The 21659-nt window shown below is 40.3% G+C and carries 15 protein-coding genes; 10 read left to right on the forward strand and 5 right to left on the reverse strand.

Annotation, left to right across the window (positions count from 1 at the left end):
• Positions 1–232 precede the first annotated feature (232 nt).
• The 3 genes from FEDK69T_RS05120 to FEDK69T_RS05130 all read right to left on the reverse strand — a co-directional run bounded on the left by FEDK69T_RS05120 (position 233) and on the right by FEDK69T_RS05130 (position 3112).
• Positions 233–826, reverse strand: a complete 594-nt coding sequence (locus tag FEDK69T_RS05120; RefSeq protein WP_035630301.1) for a 5-formyltetrahydrofolate cyclo-ligase — start codon at positions 824–826, stop codon at positions 233–235.
• A complete protein-coding gene (locus tag FEDK69T_RS05125) occupies positions 795–2057 on the reverse strand; it encodes a pyridoxal phosphate-dependent decarboxylase family protein (RefSeq protein WP_023573091.1) in 1263 nt (420 codons plus the stop codon). The genes FEDK69T_RS05120 and FEDK69T_RS05125 overlap by 32 nt, the downstream gene beginning before the upstream one ends.
• Positions 2058–2137: 80 nt before the next feature.
• Positions 2138–3112, reverse strand: coding sequence for a succinylglutamate desuccinylase/aspartoacylase family protein (locus FEDK69T_RS05130; protein ID WP_023573092.1), 975 nt, complete (start codon positions 3110–3112; stop codon positions 2138–2140).
• 156 nt (positions 3113–3268) lie between these two features.
• On the opposite strand from FEDK69T_RS05130, the gene uvrC reads away from it, so the two are divergent.
• From uvrC to pgi, 9 genes are all read left to right on the forward strand, one after another.
• Positions 3269–5074: an excinuclease ABC subunit UvrC gene (uvrC, locus tag FEDK69T_RS05135; protein ID WP_023573093.1), complete on the forward strand. Its 1806-nt coding sequence runs from the start codon at positions 3269–3271 to the stop codon at positions 5072–5074.
• 2 nt (positions 5075–5076) lie between these two features.
• Positions 5077–7284, forward strand: coding sequence for a patatin-like phospholipase family protein (locus FEDK69T_RS05140; RefSeq protein ID WP_023573094.1), 2208 nt, complete (start codon positions 5077–5079; stop codon positions 7282–7284).
• Between the two features lie 109 nt (positions 7285–7393).
• Positions 7394–8839, forward strand: a complete 1446-nt coding sequence (locus tag FEDK69T_RS05145; RefSeq protein WP_023573095.1) for an amino acid permease — start codon at positions 7394–7396, stop codon at positions 8837–8839.
• A gap of 246 nt (positions 8840–9085) precedes the next feature.
• Positions 9086–10243 (forward strand): homogentisate 1,2-dioxygenase, encoded by a 1158-nt coding sequence (locus tag FEDK69T_RS05150; RefSeq protein WP_023573097.1) that lies wholly within the window; start codon positions 9086–9088, stop codon positions 10241–10243.
• Positions 10244–10438: 195 nt separating this feature from the next.
• On the forward strand, positions 10439–11602 hold the full coding sequence (gene hppD / locus FEDK69T_RS05155) for a 4-hydroxyphenylpyruvate dioxygenase (protein WP_023573098.1): 1164 nt from the start codon (positions 10439–10441) through the stop codon (positions 11600–11602).
• 299 nt (positions 11603–11901) lie between these two features.
• Positions 11902–12696, forward strand: coding sequence for a DUF3108 domain-containing protein (locus tag FEDK69T_RS05160; RefSeq protein ID WP_035630298.1), 795 nt, complete (start codon positions 11902–11904; stop codon positions 12694–12696).
• Complete coding sequence (locus tag FEDK69T_RS05165) at positions 12696–13622, forward strand: tryptophan 2,3-dioxygenase family protein (RefSeq protein ID WP_023573099.1); 927 nt, start codon at positions 12696–12698, stop codon at positions 13620–13622. The genes FEDK69T_RS05160 and FEDK69T_RS05165 overlap by 1 nt, the downstream gene beginning before the upstream one ends.
• 27 nt (positions 13623–13649) lie before the next feature.
• The gene (locus FEDK69T_RS05170; protein ID WP_023573100.1) at positions 13650–14885 is read left to right on the forward strand and encodes a peptidoglycan DD-metalloendopeptidase family protein; all 1236 of its coding nucleotides are present in this window, start codon (positions 13650–13652) and stop codon (positions 14883–14885) included.
• Complete coding sequence (gene pgi, locus FEDK69T_RS05175; RefSeq protein ID WP_035630296.1) at positions 14885–16522, forward strand: glucose-6-phosphate isomerase; 1638 nt, start codon at positions 14885–14887, stop codon at positions 16520–16522. The genes FEDK69T_RS05170 and pgi overlap by 1 nt, the downstream gene beginning before the upstream one ends.
• 8 nt (positions 16523–16530) lie before the next feature.
• Here the strand turns inward: pgi and mfd are convergent, their stop codons facing one another.
• Together mfd and FEDK69T_RS05185 are read right to left on the reverse strand one after the other, a co-directional pair.
• Positions 16531–19794: a transcription-repair coupling factor gene (gene mfd / locus FEDK69T_RS05180; protein ID WP_023573102.1), complete on the reverse strand. Its 3264-nt coding sequence runs from the start codon at positions 19792–19794 to the stop codon at positions 16531–16533.
• A gap of 100 nt (positions 19795–19894) precedes the next feature.
• Entirely contained in the window at positions 19895–20539 is a 645-nt protein-coding gene (locus FEDK69T_RS05185; RefSeq protein ID WP_023573103.1) for a hypothetical protein, read from the reverse strand.
• Positions 20540–20704: 165 nt separating this feature from the next.
• Here FEDK69T_RS05185 and FEDK69T_RS05190 point away from each other — a divergent pair, with 165 nt between their 5' ends.
• Positions 20705–21652 (forward strand): L-threonine 3-dehydrogenase, encoded by a 948-nt coding sequence (locus tag FEDK69T_RS05190; RefSeq protein ID WP_023573104.1) that lies wholly within the window; start codon positions 20705–20707, stop codon positions 21650–21652.
• The last annotated feature ends 7 nt before the right edge of the window (positions 21653–21659 follow it).

Consider the following 21659-nt stretch of genomic DNA (forward strand, 5'->3'; position numbering starts at 1 on the left):
ATCCTTTTTTATTTATTGTGACCTGGTGCGTAGCGCTTGGCACTTTTCGAACCCGTCATCTTTTTCGCTTGCCCCGGCGGTATTTTTTTCGCTGTATGATGATGGTGATGTGATACGGTACAGCTGGTGAAACTGATGGTCATTCCTGTCATTAGTAAGCAGCAAACGATTTTTTTGGTTAACATTTTTTTCATGAAAAGGGGATTTGATTTCTGCGAATATACTTAAATATTTATTTGAATTCAAAAATACCGTAGGGTGTTACACAGAAATCCAACGCAATATCATTTTCACGAACATCAGAAATAGCTTCTTCCGGATCAAAGCAGGATAGGCCTATTTTGATCACCTCTTCTTTGCATTCTGAAAGAAACCCGTCATAAAATCCTTTGCCGTAACCCACACGATGCCCTTTTTTATCGTAGGCTAAAAGCGGAACAAAAACCACATCAATTTTATTGGAGGGCACCTCGATGCCGTCAACGGGTTCCGGAATGTTGTATTCGTTTTTTTGGATTTTGGTATTATCCGTAAGGAGAAAATGGATCATTTTCCTGGTCTGCCATCCGGTTTCTTCATTGGTTGGGCCGAACTGTGATTTAGAGATGATAATTTCCTTATCCCTTCCCGAAAGAATCTGTAAAAGATATTCGGTATTGACTTCCCGCTGCTCTTCTATGGATAAAAACAAATGGAAATAGGTTTTGTCCCAAACAGGTAAAGAGAGGCAGTTATTGGCAATGTTCAGGCTCATGTCCTGAATTTCTTCAGAGGTCAGCTCTTTTCGCAGTTTTTTATACTTCAGGCGCAGTTCTTTTTTCAGCATGATGAGTACTTTTCAAATCAGTTATAAAAATACTCAAATGATCTGCTTTTACATGATCCATTATAACAATTTTATACCATTGATTACCCTCACCGTGTTTTTGTGGGACCAAGTCGTATTTCTTTTCCAGTCCTTTCGGGATATAATCTGCATTTATGGTTACGATATTCATGTTTGGATCCCTGAAGTAATGTATGCCTAAAGTGTCGAGTTCGCTGCAAAGCCAATCGGTACGTTTTTGCAGGGCCTGGATTTTTTCATGCCACCCGGAAGGGCCATAAGTAAACAAAATCATCCAGACCGCTACGGCGTTGGCACCGCTGCGGCTTCCGCATAAAGTCAGATCCATTCCTTCCACATATTCCGCTTCTTTGGTGAGCACGTTTTCAATCAGCCCTTTTCGGCAGATGAAAATACCGGTCCCGTAAGGAGCCTGAAGCATTTTGTGGGCATCAATAGTGATGGAACTTATTTTCGGATTTTCAAATGATATCGTTGATGCTTCATTGGTGAAGGGGTACACAAATCCCCCATAGGCCCCGTCAATATGAAGTTTGTAGGTTACCTGATGATTTTCCAATGCTTTTATGTAGTCGTCCGGATTGTCAATAGAGCCGAACATAGTGGTTCCCATATTGGCCACCACTATGAAATAGTTTTTTCCTTCGGCTTTTGCTGCAGAAATCAGATTGTTGAGTTGTATAGTATCAAGTGTGCGGGTTTCGAAATTTACGGGAACTGAATACCAATCGAGCATTAGTAAGTTGGCTGCTTTCGGAATCGAATAATGGGTGTCTTCAGAAGCGATAATGGCAATCTCGCTCAGTTTTGCCTGATGTTCATTCATAAAGTGATTGCGATACATCCATATCGCCTGAATGTTGGCCTCTGTGCCGCCCGGCGCGATATAGCCATCGTATCCGTTTATTTTGGCTTTAAAAACATCTACAGCCAATACTTTTAAAACTTCTCGTTCCATTTCCTGTGTACCGCTGAAAGCACTCTCGGAAGCTCCAAAGGTATGACAACCAATATGATTGGGATTGGTGACATAGGTTTGCAATAATGGTGTGTCTTTCAAGAAGGGAACATCGTTGCGAAACACTTTTCCGTCCAGACTGGAACCGGGATATCCCAAAGAGATGTCTTGAGCAAAATTTACATTTTCCCGTAATGCTTTTTCAATGCGTTGCTGCTGTTCGGTCTGCGAAAGTTTTTTCCAAATTATCATAAAAAATTGTTTCGGTAAAATTAAGGTCTTCCAAATCAATAAAATATGATAAATGTTAGGTTTTATCAGGGACTGGCAGGCTATTTCTTTTCCAGTTCGGTGGAAATATGGTAAATAGCATCGCCCTGATAAACAATTGGCGCTTCATTTACGTTGATGATGTAACCGGAATTCGGTGCTTTCATTTTGTGTTCGATCTTTCCGTACGGATCGGAAATGGTGGCCATCAGTTGTCCTTTTTCAACAAAACTTCCAATGGGGGTATACCCGTGGAACATACCAGAATATTTTGCTCTTATCCAGGTTGATTTTTCGATATAAGTACTATCGGATTCCGCCGAAATGGCTTTTTTTCGGTTGTTGAGCATGTCCAGATGTTCCAAAACCCGTTTGGTGCCTTCGATGCCTTTTTGGGTAACGTCTTCATTGATGTCGATGGATTTTCCGCCTTCAAACAACAGCATTTTTACGCCGAGCTTGTCGCAGGAATTTCGAAATGATCCGGTAATGTTGTTGGAATATAAGGTGAAAGGAGCATTAAAGATCGAAGCCAAATCGCGTAGTTCCGGATTGTTGGGCGCAATACGGATTTGAGCTGCATTAAATCGCGAGGCGCCGCCGGCATGAAAATCGATCGCATAATCAACGTGCGGAATGACTTCCTTAAGCAAATAGTAAGCGAATCGGCTGGCCAAAGAACCATTTTTGCTTCCCGGGAACACACGGTTCAAATCACGACCGTCGGGAAACTCCCTGGTCTGGTTCACAAATCCGAAAACATTGATAATCGGAATGCAGATGATAGTTCCGATTTTGGGTTTGTTGATTTTCTGTACGATCATTTGCCGCACAATCTCAATTCCGTTGATTTCATCGCCGTGCAGTCCTGCCGTGAGCAATACAGTGGGGCCCTGAACTTTGGACCGTTCCACGATAATCGGGATTTTCAGTTTGGTCATGGTGTGGAGTTTGGCAATTTCCATGTTGATGGTCTTGCTTTCTCCCGGCAGAATTTCTTCTTTTAGAATTTTCAGGACGTTATTGCGGTAATTCATAGCAGGTTAAAACGCTAAAATAGAAAATAAGTTTCGAATTATGAATGCAGATTATTATTTGTAGGATAATTTCTTTTACTTGGGATGATTTCGTAAATTTGAAACAGTCAAAGACTAAAAATCCAAAAGTCTAAATTCCAACATCGAATTACTATAATGTCGCTTTCCGCTTTAGAACTCCAAATCCAAACCCTGCCCGACAGTCCGGGCGTATATCAATATTACGATAAGGAAGGAAAAATTCTATACGTCGGAAAAGCGAAAAACCTGAAAAAAAGGGTTGCTTCCTACTTCAATAAAGTACACGACAATGCCAAGACGAATGTGCTGGTAAAGAAAATCGTTTCCATCAAACATATTGTTGTTCCCACGGAAACCGATGCACTGCTGTTGGAAAATAACCTAATTAAGAAACTTCAGCCGCGTTATAATGTGATGTTGCGCGATGACAAGACCTATCCGTGGATCTGCATCAAGAACGAACGTTTCCCGCGCATTTTTTCCACCCGTAAAATGATTAAGGACGGTTCGGAGTATTTTGGGCCTTATACCAGTTTTAAAACAGTACACACGATTCTGGATTTAATCAAAGAGCTTTATCCTTTGCGAACCTGCAATTATGATTTGAGCAAAGCCAATATCGACAGCGGAAAGTTCAAGGTTTGCCTGGAATACCACATCGGAAACTGCAAAGGTCCGTGTGAAGGATTGGAAACGATTACGGATTACGAAAAAAAAGTGCAGGCCATCCGCGAAATCCTGAAAGGAAATTTTAAAGACAGTTTAAAGGATTTCAAAAAACATATGGGCGAACTGGCGGCCGAAATGAAATTTGAAGAAGCCCAGAAGATCAAGGAAAAAATCGAAGTGCTGGAAAATTATCAGGCCAAATCAACGATCCTGAATCCGAAAATTTCCAATATCGATGTATTTTCGATTGTTTCCGATGAAGGCATGGCGTATGTGAACTTTCTGCAGATTTCCCACGGCGCCATTGTGCGTTCGCATACGATGGAACTCAAAAAGAAACTGGAAGAAACCGACGAAGAGTTGCTGGAACTGGCTGTGGTGGAACTGCGCGAGCGTTTTCATCTGAATTCCAAAGAAATCATCCTTCCTTTTGAATTGGATTTCGGCGAAAAAATAAAAGTGACCGTTCCGAAATTGGGCGATAAAAAACAGATTCTCGATTTGTCCGAGCGAAACGCTAAGTTTTATAGGATGGATCAGTTAAAACAGATTAAAATTGTCGATCCCGAGCGCCATACCAACCGAATCATGTCGCAGATGCAAAAAGATTTGCGCCTTTCGGTAGAACCGCGCCATATCGAATGTTTTGATAACTCGAACATCCAGGGAACAAATCCCGTTTCGGCCTGTGTGGTGTTTAAAGACGGAAAACCCAGCAAGAAAGATTACCGTCATTTCAATATTAAAACCGTTGAGGGTCCGAACGACTTTGCTTCAATGGAAGAAGTGGTGTACCGAAGATACAAACGATTACTGGACGAGGACCAGCCGTTGCCGCAACTGATCATCATCGACGGCGGAAAAGGGCAATTGTCTTCGGCCTTGAAAAGTATCGATGATTTGGGACTACGCGGAAAAATAGCCATCATCGGTATTGCCAAACGATTGGAGGAATTGTTTTATCCTGGTGATTCGGTGCCGTTGTATCTGGACAAGAAATCGGAAACACTTAAAATTATTCAGCAGCTGCGCAACGAAGCCCACCGTTTCGGAATCACGTTTCACCGTGACAAACGAAGCAAAGCTGCATTGAATTCTTCTATAGAAAGCATCCCCGGAATCGGCGAAAAAACGATGCAGACATTGATTTTACACTTTAAATCGGTGAAACGACTAAAAATGGCGACAGAAAGAGAAATTTCTGACGTCGTAGGTCTTTCAAAAGCCAAAAAAATTGTCGAATTTTACAATAAACCCAACCCAACAGAATAACAATGAAGAAACATCTTGCGCTGATATTAATTTTTGGCCTGATTTTTCATGCTTTTGCCCAAGATCAAAAAAGACCTAAAATAGGACTGGTTTTGAGTGGTGGCGGCGCTAAAGGATTGGCGCATGTTGGTGTATTGAAGGTGTTGGAGGAAGCCGGTGTAAAAGTGGATTACATAGGAGGAACGAGTATGGGCGCTATTGTCGGCGGGTTGTATGCTGCGGGTTATACGGCCAATCAGCTGGATTCCATTTTCAGGGCGGCTGATCCGGACGCGCTTATCCAGGATTACATCCCAAGAACTTCCAAAAACTTTTTCGAGAAAAGAAACGATGAGCTGTATGCCTTGACATTACCTTTCAATAATTTTAAAATTGGTGTTCCCGCTGCCCTTTCCAAAGGGATGTATAATTATAATATGCTCAGCCGATTGACCAATCATGTGCGTTATACCCGTGATTTTAACCAGCTTCCAATCCCTTTTGTGTGTATTGCTACCGATATAGAAACCGGTCAGGAGGTGGTGATCAGAAACGGGATTTTGCCTAAAGCTATTTTGGCAAGCGGCGCATTCCCTTCTTTGTATACTCCGATTGAGATAGATGGAAGATTGCTTATCGATGGAGGGGTGACCAATAATTATCCTATCGAAGAAGTAAAGAAGATGGGGGCGGATATCATTATCGGTGTAGATGTTCAGGATGGGTTGAAAGACCGAAGCAATCTCGGTGGTGCCACGGGAGTTCTGGTGCAGATTGCCAATTTCGAAATGATCCAGAAAATGAACGAAAAAAGAAAGGCTACCGATATTTACATAAAGCCCGACGTAATGGGTTATTCTGTTATTTCATTTGATTTGGGAAAAGACATTATTACCAAAGGGGAGGAGGCAGCTTTTTCCGTATATGAAATTCTTTCCAAGTACGGGGGAACAGATATGAAGCAGTCCAAAAAGATTAATGGCCCCAAATTAACGGATGTGATCACTATCGATACCGTCAAAATCAATGATCTTAATAATTTTACAAGACCCTATGTATTGGGGAAATTGCGTTTTAAGAATAATTCAAAAGTTTCATTTCAAAAGCTGAGCGACGGTATTGGGAATCTTAGTTCGACACAAAATTTCAGTGCCATAACCTATTATTTTGAAAAGAATGACGGTAAGGACAATATCGTGTTTGATTTAAAGGAGAATCCGATTAACCGCTTCCTGAAATTCGGTTTACATTATGATGGGTTGTATAAAAGTGCAGCGCTGATCAACGTGACTCAGAAAAAACTATTCTTTAAAAATGACAATCTTTCCTTTGATCTTATTTTGGGAGACAATCTTCGGTATAACCTGAATTATTATTACGACAACGGGTTTCTTTGGAGTTTCGGTGTGAATTCGCGCCTCAATCAATTCGAAAAGAAGAGTATGGTTGATTTTAGTAACGGAGAAGCGCTAGAATCTTTGGGTATTCATTCTATTCCTCTTACGTACCTCGATTTTACTAATCAGGTATTTGCTCAAACTGTTTTTGCCCAAAAATTCCTTATCGGAGCAGGCGGTGAGTGGAAGTATTTAAATATAGAATCGGAAGCATTGGAAAATACCAATCCGGTTATTGAAAACAGTAATTACCTTTCCTTCTATGGGTACATGAAATTTGACACTAAGGATAAAAATTATTTTACCACAAGAGGATTGCATTTTTTTGGTGATTTTAAAACGTTATTCTATTCAAGTGATTATACCAATACTTTTGAGCCGTTTTCAATTGCAAAAGGTGATATTGCATTTGTGGAAACTTTTTTTAAACGTTTGGCTTTTAAAATTCAGTCGGAAGCTGGATTTTCGATTGGGAAACATACGGTGCCTTTTCATGATTTCGTTTTGGGGGGGTACGGTTATAATATGATTAATAATTTCCGACACTTTTACGGGTATGATTTTTTAAGTGTTGCCGGGGACAGTTACATAAAAGGAGAATTTGGTTTTGATTATGAATTTTACAAAAAAAATCATTTTAATGCTTATGCCAATTATGCTAATGTAGGCAATGCTATATTTGAAGATAACCGCTGGATTTCCCATCCCAAACTTTCCGGATACGCTCTTGGTTACGGATTAGAAACGCTGATTGGGCCCATAGAGTTGAAGCATAGTTGGTCTCCGGAAACCAAAGATCATTTCACCTGGATTAGTGTAGGGTTCTGGTTTTAGCGGTTTGTGGCAAACTTCCGTCACTTTTTGTGTTTTAATTTCTTTTTTTTGTGACATTGTTTTAAAAAAACTCTACTTTTGGGAACTTATAATACCAAAAACTCAATTTATGTCTATTTGGAAAACGAAATCATTGACGCAATTGTTAGGTGAAGCGTCAGAATCTGAAAAAGGTTTAAGAAGAACCCTTTCTTCCCGTGCTCTTATTGCCTTGGGTATTGGAGCCATCATTGGAGCGGGACTGTTTTCATTAACCGGAATTGCTGCTGCAGAACATGCGGGGCCTGCCGTAACATTATCATTTATTTTGGCAGCTGTGGGTTGTGCTTTTGCAGGGCTTTGTTATGCTGAGTTTGCCTCAATGATTCCTGTTGCCGGAAGTGCTTATACCTATTCTTATGCAACAATGGGTGAGTTTATGGCATGGATTATTGGTTGGGATTTGGTTTTGGAATATGCTTTAGGTGCAGCCACAGTTGGTGTGAGCTGGTCGAGATATTTTCTGGAATTGCTTAGTAAATTGGGCGTTCATTTACCGCACAGTCTTATCTGCTCCCCATGGGAAACGTTAAAATTGAGTGACGGTACAGTAATAGAAGGAGGAATTATCAATCTTCCGGCTATTTTTATCGTGGTGATGCTTTCGTTGATTTTGATCAGAGGAACAAAGGAATCGGCATCGATGAACAATTTCCTTGTAATTTTGAAAGTGTCTGTGGTAATATTATTCATCGTTTTGGGATGGAATTATATAGATCAGGCTAATTATCATCCTTATATTCCTGCAAACACAGGAGTGAAAGGACAGTTTGGTATTTCGGGAATTGCAGCAGGAGCTGCAACGGTTTTCTTTGCCTTCATTGGTTTTGATGCGGTTTCAACTGCTGCTCAGGAAGCGAAAAACCCTCAAAAAGGAATGCCGATTGGTATTTTAGGTTCGTTAGTGATTTGTACTATTTTATACGTTTTGTTTGCACACGTAATGACAGGTCTTGTGCCGTATTACGAATTCGTAGGTGATGCAAAACCGGCTGCAACGGCATTCGCTAAAACACCATACGGATTTTTACAAACAGGTTTGATTGTTGCTATTCTTGCAGGTTATACTTCAGTTATCTTGGTAATGTTAATGGGGCAAAGTCGTGTGTTCTATTCCATGAGTAATGACGGTTTGTTGCCGCGTTTCTTCGGAGAAGTGCATGCTAAGTTCCATACGCCTTGGAAGACAAATCTTTTCTTTATGGTGTTTGTGAGTCTTTTTGCAGGATTCGTTCCTGTGAGTGATTTAGGTCATATGGTGAGTATCGGTACATTATTGGCTTTCGTGTTGGTATGTATCGGGGTGATGGTAATGCGTAAAAAAATGCCGGACGCGCCAAGATCTTTCAAAACTCCGTTAGTGCCATTCGTGCCGATTGCTGGTGTATTAGTGTGTGTGTACCTTATGTACTCGCTTCCGCAGGAAAGCTGGATCCGACTTGTGGTTTGGATGATAATCGGAGTGGTTATCTACTTTATGTACGGTAAAAAGAACAGTAAGGTCAATAACCAATAGATTTTAAAATAATATCAAATAAACCCAAAAAGTATAACAAAGCTGTTTCTTTTTGGGTTTTTTTATTTTATTCAATTTCAATATAATTTCCGATATTTGTACTGTTATGAATAAACATTGGACAGGTTTATTAGCACATCTTAAATTCCTCATCAAGAGAAATCCTGAATGAGTCGTTTTTCTTTTTGATTGATTGAACTAAGCCTGTTATCAGGGCTTTAATTGCAATAATTTAAAAAAAAGAACATGCCATTTTATCATAAACTGGGAAAAATCCCTCATAAAAGACATATACAGTTCCGTAAAGAAAACGGTGATTTGTATTATGAACAGCTTTTTGGTACTGTTGGTTTTGACGGAATGTCTACCAATTCTTACCACGAACACCGTCCTACACAGGTAAAGCAAATAAAAAGCCAATACAGCGTAGCGCCTAAAATAGCGAAAGCCAATAATATTCAGTCATACCGATTAAGAGGTTTTGAGGTGGCTCCGCAAGACGATTTTCTGGAAAGCAGAAAAATCGTGCTTACCAATTCGGATTGCCACATCGTATTGGCAGCGCCAAGAAAATCAACGACCGACTATTTTTATAAGAATACCGATTCGGATGAAATGATCTTCATCCACCGCGGAACCGGGAAATTGCGTACTATCTACGGAAACCTGGATTTCAAATACGGCGATTACCTGATTGTGCCACGCGGAATCATCTATAAAATCGATTTCGATACCGAAGACAACCGTTTGTTTATCGTTGAATCACACCGACCAATTTATACGCCAAAACGTTACAGAAACTGGTTCGGACAATTGGTGGAGCATTCACCTTACTGCGAAAGAGATATCCGTCGTCCGGAAGAACTGGAAACGTACGATGAAAAAGGCGAATTTATCATCAAAGTAAAAAAGAAAGACGAAATTTTCGAAATGGTTTATGCTACGCATCCCTTTGACGTAGTAGGGTATGATGGTTATAACTATCCGTACGCATTATCCATTCACGATTTCGAGCCTATAACCGGAAGAATTCATCAACCGCCTCCAGTACATCAGACTTTCGAAACGGATGCTTTTGTGGTGTGTTCGTTCGTGCCTCGTTTGTACGATTACCATCCGCAATCTATCCCGGCACCGTACAACCACAGTAATATCGATTCGGATGAAGTGTTGTATTATGTAGACGGTGATTTTATGAGCCGTAACGATATCGAAGCTGGTCATATTTCCCTGCACCCGGCCGGAATCCCACATGGACCACACCCGGGAGCTACGGAAAGAAGTATTGGTCAAACAGAAACACAGGAGCTGGCGGTTATGGTCGATACCTTTAAGCCGCTAATGGTGACTGAGGATGCTATGAAAATAGCAGACGAGAAGTATTTCCAATCCTGGTTAGATTAAAAGTCAGATAATAATTTTTAGAAGCAATTCCTGATGTGAGCTAACTCGAGCGTAGCGAACAGGCGAAGCAATCTTTTTTTGCCACTTATAAAAACAAAAAATGGATGTCCTTTCCATCAGGGCTAAATGAATCAATAACAGATCGCGTTCGGAACCCAAAAAAGTGCAGTACGATCGCATTAAAAATACAGAATTATGGCAGATGAAATTAAATCCGTAGAATACGGCTTAGAGAAAATATTTGAAGGGGCACAGGATTTTCTGCCTCTTTTAGGGACTGATTATGTAGAATTCTACGTAGGGAACGCTAAACAGGCGGCTCACTTTTATAAAACAGCTTTCGGATTCCAGTCGCTTGCGTATGCTGGCTTGGAAACTGGGGTGAAAGACAGGGCTTCATATGTGTTAAAGCAAGATAAAATCCGTTTAGTACTAACAACAGCTTTAAACAGTGCTTCGCCAATCGGAGAGCACGTAAAAAAGCACGGAGATGGAGTTAAAGTTATTGCACTTTGGGTAGAAGATGCGCGTTCCGCTTTTGAAGAAACTACAAAACGTGGAGCAAAACCTTATTTTGAACCGGTTGTTGAAAAAGATGAAAATGGTGAAGTAGTACGTGCTGGTATCTACGGTGCTTATGGGGAAACAGTTTTTGTTTTTGTTGAACGTAAAAATTATAAAGGTATCTTTTTGCCTGGATATAGTGAGTGGAAATCTGATTACAATCCTGAACCGGTTGGACTAAAATATATAGACCACATGGTTGGAAATACTGGTTGGAACAGAATGAATGAAGCCGTAAAATGGTTTGAAGATGTCATGGGGTTTGTGAACTTCCTTTCGTTTGACGACAAACAAATTACGACAGAGTATTCCGCATTGATGTCGAAAGTAATGTCAAACGGAAACGGGCGCATTAAATTCCCGATCAACGAACCGGCAGAAGGGAAAAAACGTTCACAAATTGAAGAGTACTTAGATTTTTACGAGGATGAAGGAGTACAGCATATTGCTGTTGCTACCGATGATATCATCAAAACCGTTGCGGATATGCGTTCGCGTGGCGTAGAATTTTTAAGCACACCGCCTCAGGCTTATTACGATGCAATACCTGAAAGATTGAAAGACCATATGTCCAAATTCAAGGAAGATATTCACGAGCTTCAGAAATTAGGGATTATGATCGATGCCGATGAGGAAGGTTATTTACTGCAGATTTTTACCAAACCGGTGGAAGACCGTCCGACACTTTTCTTTGAGATTATTCAAAGAATGGGTGCAAAAGGATTCGGTGCAGGTAACTTTAAAGCGCTTTTCGAATCGATAGAAAGAGAGCAGCAATTGAGAGGAACGTTATAAAAATTATATTTTTATTACGAATAATGCAAAATCAGGCTTTTTGAAAGCTGAAGTTTTGCTAATATTGTGTTAAAGTTGAAATTTCGGTTGCAATTATGTAATAAAACCAACTACATTTGCACTACGAAAATGAGGAAGTCATAACCCCTCATTGGAGTAAGTAAATTTTTCATAATTTATAGTTTTTTGGTTGGTTAATAGCATAAAAACTCAGTCATTTTTTTGACTGAGTTTTTTTGTTTTCCTAATTTTGGTATAGGAATTGTGATTTTGGTTGTAAATTACATAAAATTTGACCAATGAAAAAAGGTGTACTACTTCTCTCCCTTCTCTGTTTGCTGGTGTTTGCGGCGTCTTTTACTTCCGCACGACAGGAAGATGCCTTCGCAACGGGGGAATTTTTTAAATTCCGAATTCACTACGGGCTTGTAAATGCCGGCTTCGCAACTCTAGAAATTAAGGAAGCGGTACGCAATAACAGAAAAGTTCATCATGTTATCGGAAAGGGTTATACAGTAGGGATGACCAAATTCTTCTTCAAGGTTGCGGACGATTATCAAAGTATGTTCGACAAGGAAACCGGCAAGCCTTATCAGTATCTCAGAAAAATAGATGAGGGGGGATATACCAAGAATCAGGAGGGTTTTTTTAATCAAACAAAAAACACGGTACTTGTTAAAGACTATAAAAATAAATCCGAAAAAATCTTTACCGTGCCTGAAAATGTTCAGGATATTGTATCTTCGTTTTATTATTTAAGAAACCATCCGAGAATCGATAAAATGGTCCCGGGAGAATCGATTGTTATCGATATGTTCTTCGATGATGAGGTATATAAATTCAAACTCAAATACATCGGAAGGGAAGATCTAGATACCAAATTCGGCATTATTCCAACCATGGTTTTCAGGCCTTATGTTCAATCCGGACGAGTATTTAAGGAACAGGAAAGTTTAACTGTCTGGATTTCGGACGATGACAATAAAATGCCGATTCGAATAAAAGCCAGTTTGGCTGTAGGATCTTTAAAAGCTGACTTGGACGGATTCAAAGGATTAAAAAACTCTTTTAAAGTTAAAGTAAAAAAACAATAATGGAAATTACACCAGAAATTCAGCATCAACTGGATCAAATTGAAGCAAAATTCCAGGCGATCAATCAAAAAACAGAAACGCATTTAGAAGGCCTTTTATGGGCTAAACCCATCACTTATTGGGATTATATACAAACCGACGCACTTTTAAATTTACAGATTCAACGCACAACATTGCCGGATGAAATGGTTTTTATCATGTACCATCAGGTGAATGAATTGTTGTTCAAAATGATTCTGTGGGAAATTGAACAGGTTTCCAATGCGGCAACGTTGACTACCTCTTTTTTTGCAGAACGTCTTCACCGAATCAGTCGTTATTTCAACATGCTTACCACCTCGTTTGATATTATGGGCGATGGGATGGAAGTGGAGCAGTATTTGAAATTCCGAAACACATTAACGCCGGCCAGCGGTTTCCAAAGTGCGCAATACCGTTTGATCGAATTTGCTTCAACGGATTTGATCAACCTTATCGATCACCGTTTCAGGGCGACTATCGACCGTAATACGCCATACGAGCATGCTATGGAGCATTTGTACTGGCAGGCAGGAGGAAAAGATTATGCTACGGGTGAAAAGTCCTATCTGTTAAAAGGATTTGAGAAGAAATATAAGGCCGAATTCCTTTCTTTTATGGAGGAATATAATCAGAAAAACCTTTGGCAGAAATTCAAGCAATTGCCGGAAGAAGATCAGAAAAATGCCGACTTGATTGCAGCAATGCGTCATTATGATAAAACGGTAAACATCACTTGGGTTATGGGTCATTACAATGCTGCTGTGAAGTATATTGAGAGTGTTCCCGGAGCTCATGAAGCCACCGGAGGCAGTGACTGGAAAAAATATATGTTGCCAAAATACCAAAGAAGGATATTTTTTCCCGAACTTTGGACGAAAGAAGAATTGGAAAAATGGGGAGAATAAAAAAATAACCAACCTAAACCAACAAAATTGAGATACGTCACAATCATATTATTATCATTAATATTATTTGCTTGTAACAAAAAAGAAGAAAAAGAAGGAACAAAAAAAGCCGAAGCCCCGAAAGAGAAGATTGTTGTTGAATTCGGATTCAAATTAAATGATTTTAAAGTCGTTCACGATACAGTTCAATCGGGTGACAGTTTCGGAAAAATATTAAGCGAACAAGGGTTTGATGCTGCTAAGGTGCATGAGATCAATGAAAAAGTAAAAGACTCTTTCGATGTCCGCAACATCCGAATCGGAAAACCGTTTACCTTACTTCAAAATAAAACAGCGCCCAACGATTTAAAAGTATTCATCTATCAGCCCGATAAGATGAGCTATTATGTTGTGGACTTGCGCGACTCTATTCCGTTGGTTTATAAAAAAGAACGTCCGGTGGTTATCAAACGCAGAGCGATTGCTGCTGCCATTGACGGTTCTGTTTCCAGTACGTTAAGCCGTGCAGGGGTTTCTCCGTCACTAGCACCTGAATTATCAAAAATTTATGCTTGGTCCATCGACTTTTTTAAAATCAAGAAAGGCGACAAGTTCGCGGTAATCGTGAATGAAAAATACCTTGAAGGCGGAGAATATCTAGGCGTTGAAAATGTAGAGGCTTCTTACTTTGAATACAAAGGAAAAAAAATCTATGCATTTCCGTTCAAACAGGATGAAAATTCAAAAAGAGTTGATTATTTCGATGAAGAAGGAAAAGTGCTTAAGAATATGTTCTTAAAAGCGCCTCTGAAATTCGTAAACATTACCTCCAGATTTGCTAAAAGCCGTTTTCACCCTGTCCAGTTGCGTTGGAAAGCACATAATGGGACTGATTATGCGGCAGCGACCGGAACTCCTATTATGACCACTGCCTCAGGGACTGTTGTGCAGACAGGGTACACCGGCGGTAACGGTAATTTTGTAAAAGTGAAACATAACGGGACATATTCTACGCAATATCTGCACATGTCAAAGATACTTGTCAGACAAGGACAACATGTTCAACAGGGGCAAGTGATCGGGAAGGTTGGCAGTACAGGTTTGGCTACCGGGCCTCATGTTTGCTACCGTTTCTGGAAAAACGGGGTTCAGGTTGACCCGCTCCGTCAAAAATTACCGAATTCTGAACCTATGAACCCAAAATACAAAGCCCGATTTATAACCGAAATGACTCCGTTAAAAAAAGAATTGGATAGTGTTTCATTAGCTAAATTTGGAGAATAATGGCACTGATAAACACAAATCCTACAGGAACTGCAGCCTGGAAAAAATTGCGAGAACATTTTGCTTTCATGGAGAATGTTTCCATGTGTGATATGTTTTCCAATGATCCTGACCGTGTTCAGAAATTTCACATTATCTGGGGTGATTTCTTATTGGATTATTCCAAAAACCGAATCAACTCCGAAACCCTCGATCTGCTTTTAGCACTGGCCGAAGAAATAAATCTTAAAGACGCAATCCAAAAGTATTTTTTCGGTGATAAAATTAACGCGACCGAAAACAGAGCGGCATTGCATACAGCTTTGCGCACTTCACAAAAATCGCTTTTGGTCGACGGGAAGAATGTTATTCGTGAGATTGAAAGCGTACAGGGAAAAATTAAATTGTTTACCGAATCCGTTATTTCCGGAAGCCGAAAAGGTTTTACCGGGAAAGCTTTTACAGATATCGTCAACATTGGTATTGGCGGTTCCGATTTAGGTCCGGACATGGCCGTGGAAGCCTTGCAGTTTTATAAAAACCATTTGAACCTGCACTTTATTTCAAATATTGATGGTGATCATGTTGCTGAGAGTATCAAAAAACTGAACCCGGAAACCACTTTGTTTATTGTGGTCTCAAAGACTTTTACAACTCAGGAAACGATTTCGAACGCCACGATTCTTAAAAAGTGGTTTTTACAATCGGGTGAAAAAGAAGATGTAGCCAAACATTTTGTGGCTGTTTCTACCAATATCAAGGAGGTAACCCAATTCGGGATTGCTTCAGATAACATTTTTCCGATGTGGGACTGGGTCGGCGGTCGTTTTTCGATGTGGAGTGCCGTTGGTTTATCAATAGCATTATCGGTCGGATATGAAAATTTCGAGAAGTTGCTTGATGGTGCCCAACAAATGGATGCTCATTTTGAAAACGCTCCTTTCGAAGATAATATCTCTGTGATTCTAGCCTTGTTGAGTGTTTGGTATAATAATTTCTTTGGATGTGAAACTGAAGCTGTTATCCCATATTCGCAATATCTAAAAAAATTAGCGCCGTATTTGCAGCAGGCGGTAATGGAAAGCAACGGGAAACGGGTGGATCGCGACGGTAATCCTGTAAATTACCAAACCGGGAACATTATTTGGGGCGAACCGGGAAGTAATGCCCAACACGCTTTCTTTCAGTTAATTCATCAGGGAACCAAATTAATTCCTTGTGATTTTATTGGTTTTATCGAGCCGCTTCACGGCAATAAGGCACACCATGATAAACTCATGTCTAATTTCTTCGCTCAAACCGAAGCCTTACTTTTAGGGAAAAGGGAAGAGGATGTGATCGCCGAAGGTGTTCAGAACGAATTTTTAATCCCTTTTAAGGAGTTTAAAGGTAACAAGCCTACAAATACCCTTCTGATACATAAACTGACGCCGGAAACTCTGGGATCGTTAATTGCTATGTATGAACACAAGATATTTGTTCAAGGTGTTATCTGGAACATCTTCAGTTTTGATCAATTTGGTGTGGAATATGGAAAACAACTGGCAAATACTATCCTGGATGAAATCAATACCGGGAATTCAAAACCTCACGATAGTTCAACAGAATTTCTTTTAAAATTCTATTCCGACATAAAAACAGAAAAGCCTCAGATATGAGGCTTTTTTTATATCAATTCGATTAACTCTAATGCGCGTTTTACTGATTTTACATTTTCGAAAGTCAGCAGCAAACGTAAACCGTTTTTGGTTTCTTTCTCCTTCATTTTGCAAAGGTTTCCGTTTTGTTGCACGAATTGCAACACTTTCATGAATTTTGCCGACTGGTAGAAATCGGATTGCTGGTCGGAAACAAAATAACCTACCATTTTTCCTTGCTTCAGTACCAATTTTTCAATTCCAATATGAGTCGCTTTCCATTTGATACGGATGCTGTTCAATAATGCAACCGCTTGTTTTGGCAAGGCGCCGAAACGGTCAATCAATTTTTGTTCGTATTGCTGAAGCGCTTCTTCGGTTTTGATTACGCTTAATTCATTGTACAAATTCAGACGTTCCGAGATGTTGTTGATGTATTCGTCAGGGAATAACAGTTCAAAATCAGTGTCAATCTGAATGTCTTTGACGTATTCCTTGGTTTCGATGTCATTTTCTTCCGGATACAAATCTTTGAATTCGTTTTCTTTCAGTTCCTCGATAGCTTCGTTCATGATTTTCTGATAGGTGTCAAAACCGATGTCATTGATGAAACCGCTTTGTTCTCCTCCCAATAAATCTCCGGCACCGCGAATTTCCAGATCCTTCATGGCGATGTTGAAACCGCTGCCCAATTCACTGAACTGTTCCAAAGCCTGGATACGTTTTCGTGCTTCTTCGGTCATAGCAGAATATGGCGGACAGATAAAATAACAGAACGCTTTTTTATTGCTTCGTCCCACACGGCCTCGCATCTGATGTAAATCGGATAAACCGAAATTATTGGCATTGTTGATGAAAATCGTATTGGCATTCGGTACGTCTAAACCACTTTCAATGATTGTGGTCGCTACCAAAACGTCGAAGTCTCCGTCCATAAAAGCCAACATCAGTTCTTCCAGTTTTTTACCATCCATCTGACCGTGTCCCACGCCAACTTTCGCTCCGGGAACCAAACGCTGAATCATTCCGGCAATTTCCTTAATGTTTTCAATTCGGTTGTTGATGAAATAGACCTGTCCGCCACGCTCAATCTCATAAGAAATTGCATCGCGGATCACTTCTTCGTTAAATCCTACAACCTGTGTGTCTATCGGATAACGGTTCGGAGGAGGTGTCGTGATTACCGATAAATCCCGTGCAGCCATCAGTGAAAACTGTAGGGTTCTAGGGATCGGTGTTGCGGTTAATGTCAGTGTGTCGACGTTATGCGCGATGGTTTTCAGTTTGTCTTTTACGTTTACGCCGAATTTCTGTTCTTCGTCTACGATTAGTAAGCCCAAATCTTTGAAAACCACATTTTTATTGACGAGCTGATGGGTTCCGATCAGAATATCGAGTTTTCCTTCTTCCAGTTGTTTCAGGGTTTCCGCTTTTTGTTTGGCTGAACGGAATCGATTAACATATGCAACGCTTACCGGCATGTCTTTTAATCGGTCGCGGAAGGTTTTGTAATGTTGGAACGCCAAAATGGTCGTCGGCACTAAAACAGCTACTTGTTTTCCATTATCAACTGCTTTAAAAGCAGCACGTATAGCCACCTCAGTTTTTCCGAAACCAACATCGCCACAAACCAAACGGTCCATCGGGCGGTCGTTTTCCATGTCGGTTTTTACTTCCTGCGTAGCTTTTAGCTGGTCCGGTGTGTCTTCGTAAATGAAGGAGGATTCCAGTTCGGCCTGAAGGTAACTGTCTGGTGCAAAAGCAAATCCTTTGTCCAAACGGCGTTTAGCGTAGAGCTGAATCAGGTTGAACGCAATGTGTTTTACGCGAGCTTTGGTTTTTTGTTTTAAAGTTTTCCAAGCCGTAGAACCCAGTTTGTATATTTTCGGAGGCGCTCCGTCTTTTCCGTTGTATTTAGATATTTTGTGCAGCGAGTGGATGCTTACATACACAATGTCGTTATCGGCATAAACCAACTTGATGGCTTCCTGTGTTTTGCCTTCCACCTGAATTTTCTGCAATCCGCCAAATTTCCCGATTCCGTGATCGATGTGGGTCACATAATCCCCAACGGAAAGGGTTGTGAGTTCCTTCAGCGTAATGGTTTGTTTCTTCGAATACCCGTTTTTCAGATTGAATTTATGATAACGCTCGAATATCTGATGGTCGGTATAACAGGCAATCTGTATTTCTTCGTCGATGAACCCCTGAAACAGCGAAAAAACAACGGTATGATATTGTTTGCGGATGTTTTCGTGATTCGCTTCATCCAGACTTTCAAAAATATCGTGGAAACGTTTCGCCTGTCCGTCATTGGAACAGAACAAATAGTTTTTGATGCCGTTAAAATGATTGTCGTTCAGATTATTTAACAGCAAATCAAATTGCTTGTTGAACGACGGCTGTGGCTGCGTGTGAAATTCAAACGTTTTTTCGGTTCGGAAAATGGGTTTGGCAGCCAATTCCACCAACGTAAAATCCAAGGCCTTTTTTACGAAAGCCTGCTGGTTTAAAAACATGGCTTCCGGAGCCGCGTGCTGAATGTCTTTTGAAAGTTTTTCGAATGCTTCCGTGGCTTTTCCGAACAATTTGTCCAATTGCGATAACAGCAAATCAGTATTCTGAAGGAAAAGAACAGTTTGTGGATTGATGTACTCTAGGAAACTTTCGCGGTTCTCTTTCAGGAATTTATTTTCAACATTCGGAATGATGGTGATTTTTTTCTGTTTTTCAATGGAAAGCTGCGTTTCCACATCAAAACTTCGTATGGAATCCACTTCGTTGCCAAAGAATTCGATTCGGTACGGATTGTCATTGGAAAACGAGAATACGTCGATGATTCCGCCTCGTACCGAGAATTCTCCTGGTTCTGATACGAAATCCACTCGTTTGAAATTGTATTCGAAAAGGACTTCGTTGATGAAATCGATGGAAATGGAATCGCCAACGGTTACTTTCAGCGTGTTTTTGTCCAATTCCTTTCGGGTAACCACTTTCTCAAAAAGCGCATCGGGATAAGTTACGATGATGGCTGGTTTTTTACGCGAATTGATGCGATTTAATACTTCGGCACGTAATAAAACATTGGCATTGTCGGTTTCTTCAATCTGATACGGACGACGATAGGAGCCGGGATAAAACAATACGTCCTGATCGTTGATAAGGCTTTCCAGATCGTTCAGGTAGTAGGCTGCTTCTTCCTTGTCCTGAAAAACGAGCAAAAAAGGAAGATCGGTTTTTTGGAAAAGGGCTTCGATGACAAACGACAACGACGAACCGATTAATCCTTTCATTTGGATTTTCGATTCGCGTTTTTGTAATTGTTCCGCTATCTGTGTGACTTTCGTCGATTTATGGTAGCTATTTTGGATGTCGGTTTTCAAAGGAAATGAATTAACGGTTGAAAGGCCTTCTTTTGCTGTCTTCCGGCGTTTGTGTTTTTTCGGCTTCTTGGTCTTTGAGTTCCTGAACCTCACGACGGGCATGACGGGAGGTATCCAATGCCTGAAGCATGATTATTTCGCCTTCCTCTTTCGGGATTTCGCTTTTTACGATTATTTCATTCATCTGGTTTTGAATCGAAATAACCTCTTCGGATATATCCTGTATCAGCGGGATTACTTTTTTCGTTGGGATGTATTCAAGGCTGATGAAGGTTTCCAGTGATTTCAGTTTGGTGTTCAGCGTGGAAATTCTGCTTTTTACGGCTGGTTTGTTGAACATAGCCGGAATGTTGTTGTTGATCATTTCGCCTTTTGCCGTTAAACTTTTGGATTTTAGTCGAAAGGCATTTAGTGAACTCTTTGGTTTTTGCTGCAATTCCTGGTTGAACGTGCGCCATTCCTGCCATCTGTTTATTTGCGACTGTACTTTTGGATTAACCGGCGGTATATTGAATTTCCAATTTTGGTTAATCACGGCAAATACCGAATCATTATGTTTTGCCGCTTTATCACTGTCGGCGATTCTTTCCTCTTTGTTTTGGCAGGAAAAAATCAGCAGGGACAATAAAAGCAACAGCGACGACTTGATTTTCATAATAAAAGTTTAGAAAGCAAATTTACAAATGTTATTGAAAACTCCTTTTTTTGAAGGGAATATGTTAACTAAAATCCGATTTTTTGTTAATTGAAAATTTTCAGATTGAAATTGAATTCTAAATTTTAGCAAAAGAGTATCTTTGTGGGTACTAAAAAAATAGAAATGAGCACGAAAATTTTAATCATTGGCGCTTGCGGACAAATCGGTACCGAACTGACTGCAAAACTGAGAGAAACCTACGGAGTTGATAATGTTATAGCTTCAGACATCCGAAAACTGGAGAACGATGTGGTGCATAACGGAATTTTTGAAGTTGTGAATGCCCTTGATTATAATCAGATTGAACATCTTGTTGAGAAATATCAGATTACCGATGTGTATCTGATGGCAGCTTTGCTTTCGGCTACTGCAGAAAAGAACCCTGCTTTTGCCTGGGATCTGAATATGAACTCCCTGTTTCACGTACTTAACCTGGCGAAAGACGGAAAAATCCAAAAGATTTTCTGGCCATCTAGTATCGCGGTTTTCGGACCTACAACTCCAAGAAACAACACGCCGCAGTACACTGTGATGGAGCCATCGACAGTTTACGGAATTTCGAAACAATCGGGTGAACGTTGGTGTGAATATTACAACAATAAATATGGTGTAGATGTGAGAAGTATCCGTTATCCTGGACTTATTTCATGGACAACGCCTCCGGGAGGCGGAACTACGGATTATGCCGTGGATATCTACTATAAAGCGCTTGAAGATAAAAAATACACTTGTTTCCTTTCAGAAAATACAGGTTTGCCGATGATGTATATGGACGATGCTATTAAAGCGACAATCAGCATTATGCAGGCTCCTGCTGAGAAAGTCAAAATCCGTTCGTCTTATAATTTATCGGCAGTAAGTTTCACACCAAAGGAAATTGCGGAATCGATTAAAAATCATATTCCTGAATTTACTATCGATTATGCTCCGGATTTTCGTCAGGCGATTGCTGACAGCTGGCCGGCGAGTATTGACGACTCTTCTGCGAGAACTGATTGGGGTTGGCAGCATGATTACGACATGGAACGCATGACCACTACGATGTTAGAAAACCTGGCTAAGAAATTATAATATTAAA

Origin of the sequence: Flavobacterium enshiense DK69 (assembly GCF_000498495.1) — a bacterium.
Lineage (GTDB): Bacteria > Bacteroidota > Bacteroidia > Flavobacteriales > Flavobacteriaceae > Flavobacterium > Flavobacterium enshiense.

Bases quoted from the DNA above. Each gene is read 5' to 3' on its own strand.
- mfd (WP_023573102.1), bottom strand. From the start codon at position 19,794: ATGAAAGGATTAATCGGTTCGTCGTTGTCGTTTGTCATCGAAGCCCTT.
- FEDK69T_RS05165 (WP_023573099.1), top strand. From the start codon at position 12,696: ATGGAAATTACACCAGAAATTCAGCATCAACTGGATCAAATTGAAGCA.
- FEDK69T_RS05145 (WP_023573095.1), top strand. From the start codon at position 7,394: ATGTCTATTTGGAAAACGAAATCATTGACGCAATTGTTAGGTGAAGCG.
- FEDK69T_RS05185 (WP_023573103.1), bottom strand. From the start codon at position 20,539: ATGAAAATCAAGTCGTCGCTGTTGCTTTTATTGTCCCTGCTGATTTTT.
- hppD (WP_023573098.1), top strand. From the start codon at position 10,439: ATGGCAGATGAAATTAAATCCGTAGAATACGGCTTAGAGAAAATATTT.
- FEDK69T_RS05125 (WP_023573091.1), bottom strand. From the start codon at position 2,057: ATGATAATTTGGAAAAAACTTTCGCAGACCGAACAGCAGCAACGCATT.
- FEDK69T_RS05150 (WP_023573097.1), top strand. From the start codon at position 9,086: ATGCCATTTTATCATAAACTGGGAAAAATCCCTCATAAAAGACATATA.
- pgi (WP_035630296.1), top strand. From the start codon at position 14,885: ATGGCACTGATAAACACAAATCCTACAGGAACTGCAGCCTGGAAAAAA.
- FEDK69T_RS05160 (WP_035630298.1), top strand. From the start codon at position 11,902: ATGAAAAAAGGTGTACTACTTCTCTCCCTTCTCTGTTTGCTGGTGTTT.
- FEDK69T_RS05120 (WP_035630301.1), bottom strand. From the start codon at position 826: ATGCTGAAAAAAGAACTGCGCCTGAAGTATAAAAAACTGCGAAAAGAG.
- FEDK69T_RS05130 (WP_023573092.1), bottom strand. From the start codon at position 3,112: ATGAATTACCGCAATAACGTCCTGAAAATTCTAAAAGAAGAAATTCTG.
- uvrC (WP_023573093.1), top strand. From the start codon at position 3,269: ATGTCGCTTTCCGCTTTAGAACTCCAAATCCAAACCCTGCCCGACAGT.
- FEDK69T_RS05140 (WP_023573094.1), top strand. From the start codon at position 5,077: ATGAAGAAACATCTTGCGCTGATATTAATTTTTGGCCTGATTTTTCAT.
- FEDK69T_RS05190 (WP_023573104.1), top strand. From the start codon at position 20,705: ATGAGCACGAAAATTTTAATCATTGGCGCTTGCGGACAAATCGGTACC.